Below are 18,163 nucleotides of genomic sequence, written 5' to 3' on the forward strand. Positions count from 1 at the left end.
CCAGAAGCCTCATTTGCCATGAAACCATACCTCCTTTGTCTACTGTTGCTGTGGAGCAACGCAAGCCTGGCCCAAACACCGGGCCTGCGCAAACCACAGCCTAAACCACCGGTAAAAACCAGCACGACCCCTCCCATCCGACGAATTCCTATGCCCGCCGACGAACTGACCGAGCGAGCTTCGATGGGTATCGTCGCCAAAGCGATCGGGTCGTACATCTACCTGCGATGGCTACCTACCATGCAGAGTACGTTCGAGTTTGGCTACCGCGATGGGTATGTGGTGGAGCGGATTAACCTGAAAACCGGGCAGCGCATCGTACTGACGGCGAAAGCGATGCCCCGCCCCGCTGCTGAGTGGCAGCCGTATCTGGACCGCAAAGACCGATTCTATGCGATGCTCTATGGGATCATCTACGAGCGGATTAAGTACCCCAGCAACATTCTGGAGCAAATGGACGAGAAGCGGCAGGTGTTTCACTTTGCAGCCCTCAGTGCTGATCTCGACTTCCGGGCCGCCTGTATGGCCGGACTGGGTCTTGTTGACTCGACGGCCCGCCCTGGCGAACGCTACCAGTATGTGGTGAATCTGACCTCGGCGACCCGCTACAAACTCAAGGCCGTAACTTCGCCCGAAGTAGGCCTCGGTGATCCTAACGTATTGCCGCCCATCGGGTATTTTGTCGGTAAAGCCAGTGGGCATACGGCTACGTTACAGGCCAAAACGGAACCGTTTCGGAAGATTTACAACCAATACCAGATCGAACGCTCGACCGATTCGGTCCACTACACTTCTATTTCGCCCCTACCGATCTTACCCACCACAAAGCAGGATACCCTTAGCCTGAGCGATTCATTGCCCGAGATCAAGCAGACCTACTATTATCGGATGCGTGGCCTGACAATGTTCCAGGAGCCTGGGCCGTTTACAAAACCCATCCGGGTACGCAGCCGGGAGAATATCCCCTCGCCAGATATCCATTCGGTCAACGAAACCGCTTTCAAAGACAGCCTCGATGTGCAATGGTTTTATAAACCCGAACTGAGCGTACACGTCGAGAAATATCAGATACTGGGTGCCGTGGAGCGTGAAGGACCTTACACTGTCCTGCGCGACAATATTCGGCCCGAACAGCGACAGATCAACATTAGCCCACTGCAACCTGTGCGGGGCTTCACAACCTTCATCAAACTTCGTACGATTTTCCGCCAGTACGGGCGTGTTTCCGACACACAGCCCTTTCCGGTGACGCTGGCCGACGACGACCCACCTGCCACGCCGAAAAGCCTCACAGGTACTATCCGAACCGAGGGCGAGTTGGCTATCGTGACCTTACACTGGCAACCCAATACCGAATCGGACCTCGATGGCTACTTCGTCAACCGCTACAATGGTAAAGGTGACCAATGGCACCGGATCAACAATTCGACTACGAAGGCCACTACGCTCACCGATACCATATACCTCCGGCAGATGCAGCGCGAAGTAAACTATACGGTAAAGGCGATGGATATGCTCTTTAAAGAATCGCCCACCTCGCCTATCCTCACGCTGCGCGTACCCGATATTAACCCACCCACCTCGCCCATCATCGACAGTTTTACGGTGGCCGATCGACGCATATTCCTGCACTGGACCCGTAGCCATTCCGAGGATGTCCAGAAGCATATTCTGTATCGAAAGAAAATGCCCAATGCCAACTGGGAAGAGCTGCTGACCATTACGGATACACTTACGCAAGCCTACACCGACTCCAGTGTAGTCGAAAAAAGCCTGTATGCCTATACACTGGTTGCGTTCGACGATAGCCAGAATCGATCGCAACCCGCAACGCCGGTCGTGCTGGAAACGCCATTCTTTACCCGCACTGTTGATTTTTCGCAGTTTACGTCATCTGTTATCGATACGATCCGCCAAACGATCCGACTGGCCTGGGCCTGTAATCAGACCGATAAAATCGATAACTTTTTGATCTACCGGGCCATGCCCGACGATGAGCTGGCGCTGGTCAAAAAAGTGGAAAGAGACTCGCGGGAGTGGATCGACTATGTGGAAATGCTGCCCAATAAACCGTATCGCTATGTGATTCGGGCCCGGATGCAGGAAGGGTATTTATCGGGCTGGAAAGAAACGGTAATCGAACGGAAACCATGAAACATGCTATACTCGCCTGCTGGCTGCTCTGTTTGCTGGTCATTACCAACGTAGAGGCTCAGACCTGTACACTGACGCTGAATAAATCCTACGATTACCTCAGTACGGGGCAGAGTTCCATCTTGTCTTATGTTGGCTGTACGGGTGGCACGGTCACCTGGGATCATGGCCTAGGCACGGGCAACAACAAAACCGTCAGCCCGACCGCTACGACTACCTATAGCGCTACCTGTACACCCGCCAGTGGAGCACCTTGCTCGCAGTCGATCACGGTGAATTTTATTAACTGTTCAGTATCCGCCAGCGCGTCCCCTTCAATCATCAGTTCCGGTCAAAGCACCGTTCTGTCCTATACGGGTTGTGTTGGGGGATCGGTCGACTGGGTCGATAGTCGCGATAACGGTATAGGGTCCGGAAATAACCTGACCGTTACCCCAACGGCTTCCATAACGTACATCGCCCAGTGTAACAAAGACAACGGCTACTGTTTAAGCTATGTGACCGTAACGGTAAGCAATTGTTCCATTACCGCTTCGGCCAGTACCACGTCTGTCAATGCGGGGCAAAGTTCGATTCTGTCCTATACGGGTTGCACGGGTGGTACGGTTAGCTGGGATAATGGCGTTGGCACGGGTAACAACAAGACTGTTTCTCCATCCGCCACCACGACCTACACGGCCACCTGTTCACCCGCGGGAGGAGGTAGCACCTGTTCCAGTTCCGTCAGGGTTTCCGTTACGCCTTGCTCTGTGATTGCCTTAGCCAGTTCAACGACCATCAATGCCGGGCAGAGTACTGAGTTAGTCTATGAGAACTGTACCAACGGAACGGTATCGTGGGATCATGGCGCGGGTACGGGCAATAACCTGATCGTTAGTCCATCCATCACGACCACTTATCAGGCGACCTGTACACCGACAGGTGGCGGAACCCCCTGTACTAATTCAGTAACGGTTACGGTTATCCCCTGTACGCTAAGCCTTTCAGCCAGCCCGGCCAGTATATCTACCGGGCAAAGTTCGCTACTTACTTATACGGGTTGTTCTAACGGTACCGTCACCTGGAGTAATGGGCTGGGGAGCGGTAATAATAAAACGGTCACTCCATCCCTCACGACGACCTACAGTGCTACCTGTACCCCTAGTGGAGGAGGTAATTCCTGCACGGGTTCGGTGTCCGTAACCGTCAACAGTCCCTGTTCGATTGGTGCGTCGGCCAGTCCGTCCACGATCAATGCGGGGCAAAGTACGGTTTTGTCCTATACAGGTTGTTCGGGTGGTACGGTGAGTTGGGATAATGGGGTAGGCACAGGCAATAGTAAAACCGTCAGCCCATCAGTTACAACAACTTACGTAGCTACCTGTACACCAGCGGGCGGGGGAGGCACCTGTTCCAGTTCGGTTTCGGTCACGGTTACGGCCTGTTCGGTGTTGGCTCTGGCTAGTTCTACCACGATTAATAGTGGGCAAACGACAACCCTGGCTTATGAAAATTGTACGAACGGAACCGTTAGCTGGGACCAAGGTGCAGGCAACGGTAACAGTATTGTCGTCAGCCCATCCGTCACGACCACCTATCAGGCTACCTGCACACCCAGGGGAGGAGGAAGCCCCTGCACCAGTTCGGTAACCATTACAGTCAATACCTGCGGATTATCGCTTTCGGCTAGTCCATCTACCGTCAACGCGGGCCAGAATTCGGTGCTAACCTATACGGGTTGTTCGAATGGTACGGTGAGCTGGGACAACGGGCTGGGTACGGGTAATAGTAAAACGGTAAGCCCAACCCTTACGACGACCTATAGTGCTACCTGTACGCCAACAGGTGGAGGGAATGTCTGCACTAGTTCGGTGACGGTAACCGTTAGTAGCTGCAATTTTACGGTTACTGCCAGTCCATCCACCATCAACGCGGGTCAGAGTTCGGTGCTGTCTTACAGTGGGTGTAGTAATGGGACAGTGAGCTGGGATAACGGGCTGGGCAGCGGCAATAGTAAAACCGTCAGTCCATCCGCCACCACGACCTATCAGGCGACCTGTACGCCAACGGGTGGGGGGACGCCCTGTACCAGTTCGATAACGATTTCGGTAGTGGCATGTAACCTCACCGCTTCGGCAAACCCAGCCAATATCAATGCGGGGCAGAGTTCAGCGCTGACCTACACGGGTTGTACCAATGGTACGGTGAGTTGGAGTGACGGACTAGGCAGTGGAAATACTAAATCCGTGACGCCTTCAAGCACTACCACCTACAGCGTCACCTGTACTCCGTCGGGTGGGGGAAGTCCATGCACTAGTTCGGTGACGGTAACCGTTAGTAGCTGCAATTTTACGGTTACTGCCAGTCCATCCACCATCAATGCGGGCCAGAATTCGGTGCTGTCTTACAGTGGGTGTAGTAATGGAACGGTGAGCTGGGACAACGGGCTGGGCAGCGGCAATAGTAAAACCGTCAGTCCATCCGCCACCACGACCTATCAGGCGACCTGTACGCCAACGGGTGGGGGAACGCCCTGTACCAGTTCGATAACGGTAACGGTCAACACCTGTAATCTGACCCTATCCGCCAGCCCGGCTACCATCAATGCGGGGCAGAGTTCAGTGCTAACCTATACGGGTTGTTCGAATGGTACGGTGAGCTGGGACAACGGGCTGGGTACGGGTAATAGTAAAACGGTAAGCCCAACCCTTACGACGACCTATAGTGCCACCTGTACGCCAACAGGTGGAGGGAATGTCTGCACGAACTCTGTGGTTGTTACGGTCAATTCCTGCAATTTTACGCTATCCGCCAGCCCGTCGACCATCAATGCAGGGCAGAGTTCAGTGCTTTCGTACAGCGGTTGCAATGGAGGGACTGTAACGTGGAATAACGGCCTGGGAACGGGAAACAGTAAAACTGTCACTCCGGTCATTACAACCACCTACAGCGCTACCTGTGCTCCTAACGGGGGAGGATCGTTCTGTACGAGTTTGGTTATCGTTACTGTAAATGCCTGTAGTATAGCGGTAAATGCCAGTCCGTCCACCATTAATGCGGGGCAGAGTTCAGTATTGACCTATACCGGATGCAGTAATGGAACAGTGAGTTGGGATAACGGAATTGGTACGGGTAACAGCAAAACTGTTAGCCCATCCGCAACCACAACGTACACCGGCACATGCACACCAACGGGAGGGGGGACACCTTGTACAAACTCGGTAACAATTACAGTCAATGCACTGCCGTGTAGTCTGACGACATCGGCCACGTCAACTACCATCAACACGGGAGTCAGTACGGTACTTTCCTATTCAGGCTGTACGGGGGGCACCGTCACCTGGAATAATGGTTTAGGGACGGGGAATACAAAAACCGTTAGTCCGTCGACAACGACCGTTTACCAGGCCACCTGTGTACCAGCCGGTGGGGGTAGTTCCTGTACCAGTTCGTTGACTATCACCGTTCACGATTGTTCGTTCACCACCTCCGCCAGTTCAGCAACGATCAATGCCGGACAAAGTGCCGTTCTGTCGTATACCGGCTGCACATACGGGCTTGTCAGCTGGGATCATGGCGTAGGTACCGGAAATGATAAGATCGTCAGCCCATCCGTCACCACGACCTATCTGGCCGTTTGCGCGCCTAAAGAAGGTGGGTCGACCTGTACCGAATTCCTTACCGTCACGGTCATACCCTGTAATCTGAATGCATCAGCCAGTTCGGTCAATATCAATGCCGGACAAAGTTCAGTGCTGACCTACACGGGTTGTTCGAATGGTACGGTTACCTGGGATAATGGGTTGGGTACGGGAAATAATAAAACCGTCACGCCTTCATCGACAACGACGTATCTGGCAACCTGCATACCTAATGGCGGTGGGGCTTCCTGCTCTAGTTCGGTAACCATCACGGTCAGTACCTGTAATTTCATTGTAGGAGCCAGCCCTGCTAACCTGAATGCAGGTCAAAGTTCGGTAGTATCGTATACGGGTTGCTCCAATGGCACCGTCAGCTGGGATAACGGGCTGGGCAGCGGCAATAGTAAAACCGTCAGTCCATCTGCCACCACGACCTATCAGGCGACCTGTACGCCAACGGGTGGGGGAACACCCTGTACCAGTTCGATAACGGTAACGGTCAACACCTGTAATCTGACCCTATACGCCAGCCCGGCTACCATCAATGCGGGGCAGAGTTCAGCGCTGACCTACACGGGTTGTACCAATGGTACGGTGAGTTGGAGTGACGGACTAGGCAGTGGAAATACTAAATCCGTGACGCCTTCAAGCACTACCACCTACAGCGTCACCTGTACTCCGTCGGGTGGGGGAAGTCCATGCACTAGCTCGGTGACGGTCAATGTTAACAGTTGTAACTTTAGCGTGGGAGCCAGCCCGTCCAGTATCAATACAGGCCAGAATTCGATTTTGTCATATAGTGGCTGTGCCAATGGGGCCGTTAGCTGGGATAACGGGGTAGGGAATGGTAATAACCTGACTGTCAATCCCACGGTCACGACAACTTATCAGGCAACCTGCACTCCCAATAGCGGGGGAACGCCCTGTACCAGCTCGATAACCGTGACCGTGAATGGATGCAGCTTAAGTGCGTCGGCCAGTCCGTCTGCCATCAACGCAGGTCAAAACGCCGTGCTTACCTACTCGGGTTGTAGTAATGGCACCGTCAGCTGGGATAACGGCCTGGGAACGGGGAACAATAAACCGGTAAATCCGTCTGTCACAACGACCTATATCGCCACCTGTACCCCCAATGGCGGAGGAACGCCCTGTACCAGTTCAGTAACGATACAGGTAGACGGTTGTACCCTAAGTGCGTCGGCCAATCCATCAACCCTCAACGCGGGCCAACGTACGATACTGACGTACACGGGTTGTGCTAATGGAACGGTGAGCTGGGATAATGGACTCGGTACAGGTAGTACCCAAACCGTCAGTCCGTCGGTTACAACAACCTACAAAGCGACCTGTACGCCCAGTGGTGGCGGAACGCCCTGTACCAGTTTGGTAACGGTAACCGTGACGAGTTGTAATTTGACTACCTCGACCACGTTGTCCAGCCTAAATGCCGGTCAAAGCGCCCTGTTAACGTATACAGGCTGTGAAAATGGGACGGTCAGTTGGGACAATGGGGTAGGCAGTGGCAACAACAAGACGGTGAACCCATCTGCGACCACCACCTATGTAGCTACCTGTACGCCAACAGGAGGGGGGAATGCCTGTACTAGTTCGATCACTATCAGTGTCAATCCATGTACCATTGGCAGCACCGCCAGCCCGGCTACCATCAATGCGGGGCAAAGCTCGATCCTGACCTATACAGGTTGCCCGAACGGAACGGTCAGTTGGGATAATGGAATAGGGGCTGGTAATGCCAAAACGGTTAGCCCAACAGTTACAACTACCTATATCGCCAGTTGCACACCCGATGGTGGCGGTACGCCCTGCACTAGCCCGGTGACGGTGAATGTGATCCAATGTTCGATCAGTAGTGCTGTCAGTCCGTCCCGAATAAACGTTGGGCAATCGGCTACTCTTTCCTACACGGGTTGCCCCAATGGCACGGTAAGCTGGGATAATGGCCTGGGGAGTGGCAATACCAAAATGGTGATGCCAACGACCACGACGACCTATCGGGCGACCTGTATCCCTGCGGGTGGTGGCAATAGCTGTACGGAAGACGTTACGCTGACGGTTACGCCAGCTCCCATTGCAATCAGTAGTAGCTCGGTTAAAAAACCGAGTTGTGTCGATGTCCAGAATGGGAGCCTGACCTTAACGCTCGACCGACGGATCGTCACCGGAGAACGTATCATCCGACTCACCCTTTCCCGGAATAATTCCCTTGTTGAAACCTATCTGTTTGAAGGGCCATCCTTTACAACGCCCGAAACCTTAGGAGCAGGAACATATTCCGTATTAATCGAAACGCTGATCGGGTCCAGCCCATCAGCACAAACAACCGCCAGCATCACCATCGCCAACCCTGACCCGGTTACGTTCTCCCTGACTAAAACCGATGTGAACTGCTTTGGTGGGGCTGATGGAAAAGTCGAGATTCTGGCGGCAGGGGGTACGGGAGTCTATGCATATCAGCTAGCCGCTGCGGGTACGGCTGGATTTGCCAATGGCAACCGTCATCTACTCACGGATCGTTTGCCGGGTACGTATACCCTACAGGTGTTCGATAGTAATAACTGCTCCGCTGGTAGCCAGTCGATTACGGTTAGTCAGCCTACTGGTGCGGTTGTATTGACAAAAGTATCCCAGAAAGATCCACGAGGGTTCGAGACCAAAGATGGACAGGCCGTAGTGCAGGTGGCTGGCGGCACGCCCGGATACACCTTTGAATGGCTGGATGAAACCGATAATTCGTATGGAACGGGTGTCACGACGGGCACAACGAATAAAAATAGTACCCTACGGGGAGGAACCTACCGGGTCAGGGTGTATGATGCCCGATATAGTCTGGCCACTCAGAAAGGAGGTTGCTCAAGTGTCGTGTCATTTTCGCTTACCGAACCGCCTATCATCGAAGCCCGTATTGACCTCACGTCGGCCGTCTCCTGCTTTGGTAAAAAAGACGGTGTGATTCTCGTGACGCCTAAGGGTGGGGTGCCTTTCACCAAAAGCACGGCGTATGCGCTTAGCTTACAAAGTCAAAGCAATCCGGCTATCCAGATCGCGCCCGTCCGAAATTCATTTGGAAGCCTTCCGGCTGGACTCTATACCCTAACGGTCACTGATTCAAACGAGGTTTCCCGAACCTTTTCGTATTCGCTGGCAGAGCCGCAGAAAGTGATCTCTAGTGTCGTATCAACTAAAGACCTGGCCTGTAACGGCGATAAAAATGGGAGCATTGAAATCGCAGCCATAGGGGGTAATGGAGGATATACCGCTAGCTGGAGTAATAATGCGAAAGGCTTGAAAATCAGTAACCTTTCGGCCGGTGTGTATACAGGCGTGGTGTCGGATGCCAAAGGGTGTCGATCCGATATTCTCTATGTGTCGATAAATGAACCGGTCAGGCTGGAGGCTGCCTTTAAAATAAAATCGCCTACCTGCTACAGTACGTGCGACGGGACCATTGACGCTGGAATTTCTGGGGGCGTCAGGCCGTACAGCTTTGTATGGGACGGACGAGCGGAGAAGGCGACCCGACTGGAAAAATTATGCGGGGGAGAGTCGCTAAGCTTCAAGGTTGCTGACGCGAATGGCTGTCAACTGACCAAAACAGCACAGATTGTTCAGCCAACGAAAATTGACCTCAATCTGGGCAGTGAACGGAAGGTGTGCCAGGGGCAAACGGTGTTGCTCGATGCTACTAATGCACTGGCCCAGTCGTACCGATGGACGCTACCTGATAGCCAAACCGCTAATACGCCTACCCTCGAAGCCAAACAACCTGGCACGTATAGCCTGTCGGTGTTTGATAAAACGAACTGCGAGTTCAAATCAACCGTAGCCGTTAAGCAGGTACAGAATACCGGGAAAATACGGTTTGCAGCTACCTCGACAGGACCAGTCGATGAACCAATTGTGATCCTTAATCTGTCGGACCCTGCCCCGCTGACCACCGACTGGATTACACCTGCTACAGCTACCATCCTAGAAAAAACAGCCGCACGTCTTCAATTTTCATTACCTACCCTGGGCGACTATACCATCGGCATTAAAGCGGCATTTGCTGAATGTGAGCTTTATCAGACCAAGAAAATCACTATTGTCGATGCCTTTCCGAAGCAGGTCCAGTTTGATCCGGGAGAACTGACCCTCTCCGTAAGCCCTAATCCAACGGTAGCGGATGTGGCGGTAAACCTGCTGTTTAAAATGCCCACCAGCTTTAGCATGAAGCTTTATGCGCTGAATACGCCCGATACGCTTTTGTTTGAGATCCAGGAAACCGACAAAACTAACTATAGCACCACTATCAATGCGCTGCCACTTAATGCCGGGGTATATGTACTGTCGGTCGATGTTGCTGGGAAAATCTTCAGCAAACGGATTATTGTGGTCAAGTAGGCCTGTTCATCTTTTTTGATAAAGTAACCCATGAACCAAAAAAGGCTTTTCAAGCTATGCTCACTCCTGGCAGGATATACCTGCCTGGTAAGCGGATTAACGGGGTGTTATAAAGAAGTAGCTCTACCCGTTGCGGCTGATTTCACGTATCAGGTGTCCAATAATTTCGTCATACCGGCTACGGTAACCCTTACGAATGCCTCGCAGGGCGGTGAGTTGTTTACCTGGACGTTCGAAGGGGGCGAACCAGCTACCTCAACCCAGAAAACGCCCGGCGACATTGTTTACCGGAAGCCAGGTACGTATACAATCCGTCTGGAAGCCAGTAATCTTGATGGGGTGAAACAGGTGGTCGAGAAGAAAATTACCATCGATAATAAGTTGTCGGCCAGCTTTAGCTATTCGGTTGTTGGTGATTCATTTGCTCCGGCAATCGTCCGTTTTGCCAACCAGTCGGCTGGCTACGATCGGCTGGAATGGACGTTTGACGGTGGGGTTCCGGCTACCTCCGATCAGCCAGATCCGGTGGTCACGTTCGAGGTTGGCGGCTCACACAAAGTCAGTTTAAAACTCATCAACGCCCATTCAACTACCTTCAAAGACTCGGTCATTACACTGGAACCCGAATTGACAGCTGATTTCGATCTGGTCATTCCGGCTCAGTATGAAGAGCTGGAAGCGCCGGTTACGCTAAACCTTACCAATAAATCGGTGGGTAGCCTCAGTAGCGCCTGGACAATGGACGGAGCGGATGTTGCGCAAAGTCAGCAACCAGCGCCCACGGTTCGTTTTTCGAAAGCTGGCGTTTATACGATTACCCTGGAAACCAGCAACGGTAAGAAAATGAAGAAGCTAAGTAAATCCATTACTATAAAACCCAGCAAAGGGTATGCCTATATCCAGAATGTTGAACTTGGTATTTATTCCGCCCGCAATACCCAGGGAATTTATTACTCCACACAACTTAGAAAAACCTTTACCGAAGCTGAATCGATACAGGCCAGTGATGCAGGTAGCATTGACATTTTGTTCTTTGGACTGGATGAATCCTTCGCGTACAATCGCTTTCTGTCACCCAGCGAAGCGGCTTCGATCGGATTGACACCTGTTCCTGGTGTGGGCAAAACCCGTATACTCAATCCGGCTCAGGTAACTACCCCGCTAGATTTCGATAAACTGGATGCAGACCAGTTAAAGGCTTTATCGATTGGCCCTCCCTCGTCGGATCAGGATGATTTCTTCGACGGAAGTAGTCCGAAGCTGATCCTTTTTGAAAATGCCCGCAAACAGAAGGGCGTGATTTTGATCCGGCAGTACCTGAGCGACGGAGCTAACTCCCGCATTCGTTGCGCTATCAAAGTACTGAAGTAGTACCTGTAACAGAGCGATTTGGGTTGGGAATGGCTATAACGCGTTACAATCGTGCTCCGCTCTCCCGATCGATAAACAAGGTTGCGTTGCCATGTTGCCGTAAGATGGTCGAAGGGTACTGCTCCGAAATAGCATTAGCTAGGGTATGGTGAATCGCTTCGGCCTTATGCGCTGCGGGGACCATACAAAAAATGGCGGGGGCCTTTATTAGCGCCGGAATGGTGAGGGTAAGTGCATACTCGGGCACATCTGATAAGGTAGCAAAACAGCCATCATGTACTTGCTGCCAGCGACTGGTTAAATCCAGACTTACTTTTTTAACCAGCACTGGGTCGTCGAAGTGGGCTACATGCGGGTCGTTGAACGCGATATGGCAATTTTCGCCGATGCCCATACAAACAATATCGGTGGGATATTCCTGGAGGAGTTCGGCATACCGCTTACACTCTGTATCAGGATCGGTGTTGCCGTTGATGTAATAAACAGCTTTCAGGGGGACTTTGCTAAAGAGCCGATCCTTCAGGAAGTTACCGAATCGCTGGGGAGCATTGTCGGCCAGATTAACGTACTCATCCATGTGGAAGGCAAGGATACGGTCCCAGGCAATACCGGGTTGAATTGCCAGAGCGGCCAGAAATTCATTCTGCGAAGGAGCAGCCGCAAAGATGATATTGACTATTTCCTGTTTCTGGAGTAAGTGGCGAATGGCTTCAGCGGCCTGCCGGGCTGCCTCCTCGCCCAGACTTTGGCGGCTATCGAAGAGTTTGACCGTAAGCCTATCCACGGTGAATTCACGGACTATAGCAGGGATGGTACTCATTGTATCAGGTAATTACGTTGCGTTAATGTAGGTTGAATAGATGATGTTACCCTGGATCATAGTCAGCCCAACGGTAAAAGTCTGGTCGAAAAATACCAGGTCGGCATCCTTCCCTTTGGTCAGCGAGCCTTTTTGATGGTCGACACCCATGATGCGGGCGGGGGTTGTGCTGGCCATCCGAACGGCTTCCAGCAAGGGTACATCGGCTAGCTGAACCATATGATGAACTAGTCGATTCATCGTGGCTACACTTCCCGCGAAGGCCGTCCGGTCGGGTAGTTTGGCAACGCCATCTTCTACAATCACGGCCAGTCCGTTTTTCAAGGAGCCTAGTATACTTTCGCCTTCGGGCATGCCAGCGGCCCGCATGGCATCGGTAATAAGGGCAGTACGGTCGGCCCCTTTGATCTTATAGACCAGTTTAAGCAAGGGGGGCGGCAGGTGGATACCATCGCCGATAATCTCCACATCCAGGTCAAGCAGAAAAGCGCTTTCAATAACACCCGCATACCGAAAGGCATTCCGACGGGTAACGCCCGACATGGCCGAGTACAGATGCGTTACCAGCGAGTAGCCGTTTTCGTAGGCAGTAAGCACATCCTCATAGAGCGCATCGGTGTGGGCAATAGCTGCCAGAATGCCTTTCTGACGCAGCCGCTGCCCAAACGTAATGGCCCCTTCCAGTTCTGGGGCCGCACTCCACCGGACAATCGACGAAGAATTATTGAGAATGTCTTCGTATTCGGCCGGATCGGGATTTCGGATATACCGAGGATCCTGGGCTCCCCGCTGGCTTAGGGCAAAGTAAGGCCCTTCCAGGTGCATCCCCAGAAAAGCCGCTCCTTTCGAATTGTGTCGATGAGCGGTTTCGTAAACAGCCAGCGTTTGCAACAGGTCTTCCTTTTCAGCCGTTAACGTGGTTGGGACCAGTGCCGTTGTTCCGTACTGAGCATGCAGCTCGGCAATTTTCAGAAACGCTTCTTCAGTGCCATCCATAAAGTCGAACCCACCTCCGCCATGCACATGAATATCGATAAAGCCAGGTGCCACAAATTGCCCTTTCGCGTCGATCACGAGAGCATCAGGCACCTCGATCGGCCTTTCGTGGACACCGATAATCTGCCCATCCTCAATCACCAATGTGCCGTTCGGTATCGTACGGAAGGGCGTTAAGAGGGTGCCGTTGACGATTTTTTGTTTCATCAGAATCCCCACCGTTTTACGGTATGACCATAGACAGCGTAGAAGACCAGGTACAGGTAGCAGGGGAAAAGTACCCAATAGGCGGTGTGTACCGAATATAGATCGGCAAAATAGCCATATACGAGAGGCATGATGGCATTACCACACAAACCCATAATTAAAATGGACGCTCCGAGTTTTGTGAATCGCCCTAATCCATCCAGAGCCAGTGGCCATAAACCAGCCCAGACCAGCGAGTTCGCCAGGCCCAGCAACACAACGAACCAGATGGATAGATCGGCTGTATGGCCCAGAAACCTTACCGTTCCGTGGGTGAAAAGAATGAGTAAGGTAAACGTTGTGCCCAGTAAGGTGCAGATGCGTAGAGCGTTTACCTGACTGATGAACCGGGGAATGGTTATGATGCCGATGATATAGCCGCAGATGGTACAGAACAGGGTATAGGAGGGGAATGTCTTGGCTTTCAGTAAATCGATACCCATTGAATTGGCATAGCTAATAATTGTGTCGATGGCGATGACCTGCGTGCCTACATGCAGAAAAATGGCGAATGCGCCCAGAATCAGGTGTGGAAACTGGAGGATGCTGGTCTTGCCCGCATTGGCACTAGCCACATCGGGGGTTTCGTGTTCCGTGTCGATTTCGGGTAGGGGGGACCGATAGACCAGATAGCCCAGCACAAATAGAAACGTACCCAATACGGCATAGGGCGGAATAACCCGCCGAACCAGTTCGTCAAGAGCCGCTCCGCGCTGGTCGGCACTCATGGTGCTTAAGTGCGCAAACAAATCGGTATCCGTCGGTCGTAGGATGACCGCTGCAAACACCAGGGGCGACAGAATCCCGGCTGCCTTGTTGCAGATACCCATCATACTGATGCGTTGGGCAGCCCGCTCTTTAGGCCCCAGAATGGTGATGTAGGGATTGGTAGCCGTTTGCAGAATGGCCAGCCCAATGCCAATGGTAAACAAACCTATCAGAAACAGCGCGTAGGTTCGGGTCATAGCGGCCGGAATGAAGATAAATGCACCCAGTGCCATAGCCCAGAAACCGATCATCATGCCTTTTTTGAATCCAACGGCTTTTAATAAATACGAGGCCGGAACCGACATGATGAAGTAGGCAATATAGAACGCAAATGCCACCAGATAAGCCTGAAAGCTGGTTAGCTCGCAGGCAATCTTGAAATACGGAATCAGGATGGAGTTGACCCACGAAATGAACCCGAAGATGAAAAACATCAGCCCGACCAGAAAAATCGAGATGGTCGTTTCCCGCTTACTCAGACTGTTGACGTCGATGGCTAGTGTGTTTGTTTCCATTGGGTTAACGTTTGCTGGTAGTGATGTTGGGTAAGTGTGCGTGGCTGAAAATCGCGGGTTTTCACCCGCGTTACATTACAGCGTTGGCTCCCAGCCTTTTTCGTACTCGCGTTGCCAGAATTTCATCGCGTTTTTGTTGTTCAGAATATGGCCGTTGGTTGGGTCTATCGTCAGCGTATCGCCAGAGCGGAGGGCGATGTTGCCCAGTTGACACAGGAGTGTACTCTGGTGCCCTCCGACAATACCCGATGCCAGTGGAGCGCCTGTTTTGATGGCGGCCACGAAATTTTGAAGGTGGGTAGCGTCCAGAGCCTGGGATGGGTTCATTTTGTTCCGTGGGTCGATGGGTAAATCGTTCTTTACATCCTTAATCAGTTTGTTGTCGAGGTCAAAGATTTTGTAGGCATTGCCACCGCCGTATTGGAGCGAGCCGGTTTCGCCATAGAACGTAACCCCCACATCACTCCCTTCAACGGTTCGGCCATTGCAGCTTCGGCCTTCCCAGGTCATGGCCGTGTTGTTGTTGAATGTCAGGTTAATGACTTGCGTATCAGGCGTTTCCCAGTCATCTTTATACCGATAGCGGCCACCCAGCGACGTCACTTTGTTGGGGTACTCTACATCCAGGCCCCAGCGCATCAGGTCGAGCATGTGGGTGCCGTTATTCAGGGCTTCGCCTGTGCCCCAATGCCAGAACCAGTGCCAGTTATAGTGAATAATATTGTCTTTGTAGGCGCGTCTTGGCGCAGGGCCCTGCCATAAGTCATAGTTCAGCCAGAGCGGTACGGGGGTCGATTTGCCGATGCCAATGGTGGCCCGGTTGTTGGTGTACCAGCCTTTGGCAAAATATGGCCGACCGATGGCTCCGTTTTTAATGTCCTCAATCGCCAGCTTTACATTAGGCCACGAACGGCGCTGGTTGCCCATCTGAATCACATTCTTATACTTAGCTGCTACGGCCACCAGCAGTTCGCCTTCGTGCGGGTTGTGGCTGCATGGCTTTTCGAGGTATACGTGTTTGCCTGCTTTCGAGGCCAAAATAGCCGCTGGAGCGTGCCAGTGGTCGGGAGCGGCAATGACGAGAGCGTCCATGTCTTTGTCGTCAAGTGCCTTTCGGAAGTCGGGCTGATTTTTGGGCTTCGACTTCTGAATGCCGTCTACCGTGGCGATGCACTTCTCGGCCGCTCGCGTGTCGACATCGCAGATCGTGACTACTTCGCAGTTAGGCTGAAGGGCAAAATTACTCGACAGAGCCAGGCCACGGCTGTTAACGCCCATAACGCCGACCTTTACCTTTTCGTTGGCACCCAGGATTCGCCCGTAACTTCTGGGGCTGAAACCGGGCAGAACGCCCCCAATCGACAATACTGCGGTGCTGATAAGCGTCTTTTTAACGAAATTCCGCCGGGAGTTTGCCGTTGGGTTATTGCTCGTGTTATTCATAATACTGGTTTTAGGAATGATCAGTCGCTAGTTGACTTGAGGAGCCTAGCAGGTACAATAATCCGTTGTGTAAACTAGGCCTTTGAACACCAAACACGAACCACACCCCAGGCCCTCTTTAGGGAGCAACCATAAATTACAGTTGCCGAACTTCGATTCGGGCAGGGGAGACTGGTTTACATACCCCCGTTTTTTTCGTGTTTTCACATCGGCCTCATTGATACGCGAAAAGTCATTACAGGGGTCAATAACAGCTTTTTTGTCTTCTGAAGGCGTTTTGGATTGACACCTACTCAGTAGCAGCGAGAAACCCAAAGCCGCTGAACCCGAAATAATGGATTTATTAATAATTTGTTGTCGGGCGTAATGTGAGGGTTACTAGCTGAATTTATTCGTCTGGTCAATGTGTCGATGAATCGTGGGTTTCTCGATTTAGGCTTCCTTTAACTGCTTATTCCAATTGACCGTTGATTACGAAAACACCGCCGGAATTTTAATCAGATCCTGAAATTCGTGTCCGTCGTGTTCAGATCGGGCCAGTGTGTAAACCGATCCATCGGCACCAATCGCAAGGGAATTAACGTAGGTAGGGCGGGAGCCGTCGGCATAAAAAATAGGTCCGTGATCCGTATACATCTGACTCGGAATATGAAACGTGATCAAGTGCAGGTTTTCGAGCCCTTTGGCGGCTCCCTTCGCTAGTTGATCGACACCTTTCAGACGTTTGCCGTCGACGTAGATTGGCCCACCTGTGAGGTAGTATATAGTTTTCTGATCCGGTCCTAACTGAAAGCCCAGGTAACCATAGCTAAACTGATCGAACATGCCACTCTTCCGCGATGGCTCCGAGGTTAACCGTTCTACGAGTTCAATCCCTTGCTGGCGGGGATCGAACCTGAACAAATACCCCGAATTGCCGTGTATGCCATAGGCGACTTCTTCGGGAGCGTACCAGAAGATTTTTCGCCAGTTATAGCCCATGCTACCGGGGTGCGCTGGATCATACTGCCCAAAATAATCGAGCCGCAGATCGACATTCGCAAGTTTGTTAAACTGCTCGTTATCAGGTTGATAACTGGAAATATCACCTTCCGATGTCGAGAAATAGACCGCACCATTGTGGGGGTCAACAAATATGGAGCGGCACAATACCCGGTAATCATTGCCCGGAATTCCGGCTTCGCCCATTGCGGAAACAAGGCCGATGGTTTTGAGCGTACTGGTCTTGAGGTTGTACTGAATAAAATAGCCCAGCGGCCAGGTAATGCCATACAAATAGCCGCGCTCTTTGTCGATGGTCATGGTTAGAATTCCTTCACCATTCGGCGCAATGGCCAGATTTTCAAACGCACCGGTTGTCAGGTCATAGGAAATAAAATGGCCACCAGGATAAAGGGCTTTCCCATCTGGAGCGCTTTGGGGTAGTCGTTCCATCCCATCGATCAGTTCATAGACGCCAATATGGGTTGCGAAATAGAGTTTGCCGTTACTTTCATAGAATCGAACGTGGCTCTTGCCCTGCGGAATGGCATTGGCGGAGGTTTCGCCACAGATTTCGGTTAGGTCGGCCAGCCATTCTGTCTTGTCTGTTCCCGGATTATAAACATAAAGCTGGCCACCCTGTTCGTAGGATTCGGAGCAAAGCACGTAATAAACGTTGCCGTTGCTGGCAGTGGTAATAGCATTGTATGTGTCATGCGCCAGCGGAAAGCCTGAATAGTATGGGGTTGCTATTAGCGTAGAAGCGGTAGCTACGTGGGTTTTGTTGGCTGAATTCATAGTCGTTTTAGTAGTGGAGCTGGCGTTCAGAAGCCCTACCTTTCTGTATT

Annotated in this window: 8 protein-coding genes; 3 read left to right on the forward strand and 5 right to left on the reverse strand. The window is 52.1% G+C overall.

Going from position 1 to position 18,163, the window contains the following annotated elements:
• The first annotated feature begins 18 nt into the window (after positions 1-18).
• Genes B5M13_RS14750 through B5M13_RS14760 form a run of 3 tightly spaced genes read left to right on the forward strand, consistent with a single transcriptional unit; the run spans position 19 to position 11,546 of the window.
• Positions 19-2,154 carry a fibronectin type III domain-containing protein gene (locus B5M13_RS14750; protein WP_155297252.1) on the forward strand — a complete coding sequence of 712 codons (2,136 nt, stop codon included), beginning with the start codon at positions 19-21 and terminating at the stop codon, positions 2,152-2,154.
• The gene (locus B5M13_RS14755) at positions 2,151-10,175 is read left to right on the forward strand and encodes a beta strand repeat-containing protein (RefSeq protein ID WP_080056405.1); all 8,025 of its coding nucleotides are present in this window, start codon (positions 2,151-2,153) and stop codon (positions 10,173-10,175) included. Before B5M13_RS14750 ends, B5M13_RS14755 begins: the two co-directional genes overlap by 4 nt.
• 30 nt (positions 10,176-10,205) lie before the next feature.
• Positions 10,206-11,546, forward strand: coding sequence for a PKD domain-containing protein (locus B5M13_RS14760; protein ID WP_080056406.1), 1,341 nt, complete (start codon positions 10,206-10,208; stop codon positions 11,544-11,546).
• A 43-nt stretch (positions 11,547-11,589) separates the two neighbouring features.
• On the opposite strand, the gene B5M13_RS14765 is transcribed toward B5M13_RS14760, so the two are convergent.
• The 5 genes from B5M13_RS14765 to B5M13_RS14790 form a co-directional block, all read right to left on the reverse strand.
• A complete protein-coding gene (locus tag B5M13_RS14765) occupies positions 11,590-12,366 on the reverse strand; it encodes a 6-phosphogluconolactonase (RefSeq protein ID WP_080056407.1) in 777 nt (258 codons plus the stop codon).
• A gap of 12 nt (positions 12,367-12,378) precedes the next feature.
• Positions 12,379-13,569, reverse strand: coding sequence for an N-acetylglucosamine-6-phosphate deacetylase (nagA, locus tag B5M13_RS14770; RefSeq protein ID WP_080056408.1), 1,191 nt, complete (start codon positions 13,567-13,569; stop codon positions 12,379-12,381).
• A complete protein-coding gene (locus tag B5M13_RS14775; RefSeq protein WP_080056409.1) occupies positions 13,569-14,891 on the reverse strand; it encodes a sugar MFS transporter in 1,323 nt (440 codons plus the stop codon). Before B5M13_RS14775 ends, nagA begins: the two co-directional genes overlap by 1 nt.
• A gap of 75 nt (positions 14,892-14,966) precedes the next feature.
• A complete protein-coding gene (locus B5M13_RS14780) occupies positions 14,967-16,334 on the reverse strand; it encodes a Gfo/Idh/MocA family protein (RefSeq protein ID WP_179950494.1) in 1,368 nt (455 codons plus the stop codon).
• Positions 16,335-16,805: 471 nt separating this feature from the next.
• On the reverse strand, positions 16,806-18,113 hold the full coding sequence (locus B5M13_RS14790; protein WP_080056412.1) for a hypothetical protein: 1,308 nt from the start codon (positions 18,111-18,113) through the stop codon (positions 16,806-16,808).
• Positions 18,114-18,163 lie beyond the last annotated feature (50 nt).

Origin of the sequence: Spirosoma aerolatum (assembly GCF_002056795.1) — a bacterium.
Lineage (GTDB): Bacteria > Bacteroidota > Bacteroidia > Cytophagales > Spirosomataceae > Spirosoma > Spirosoma aerolatum.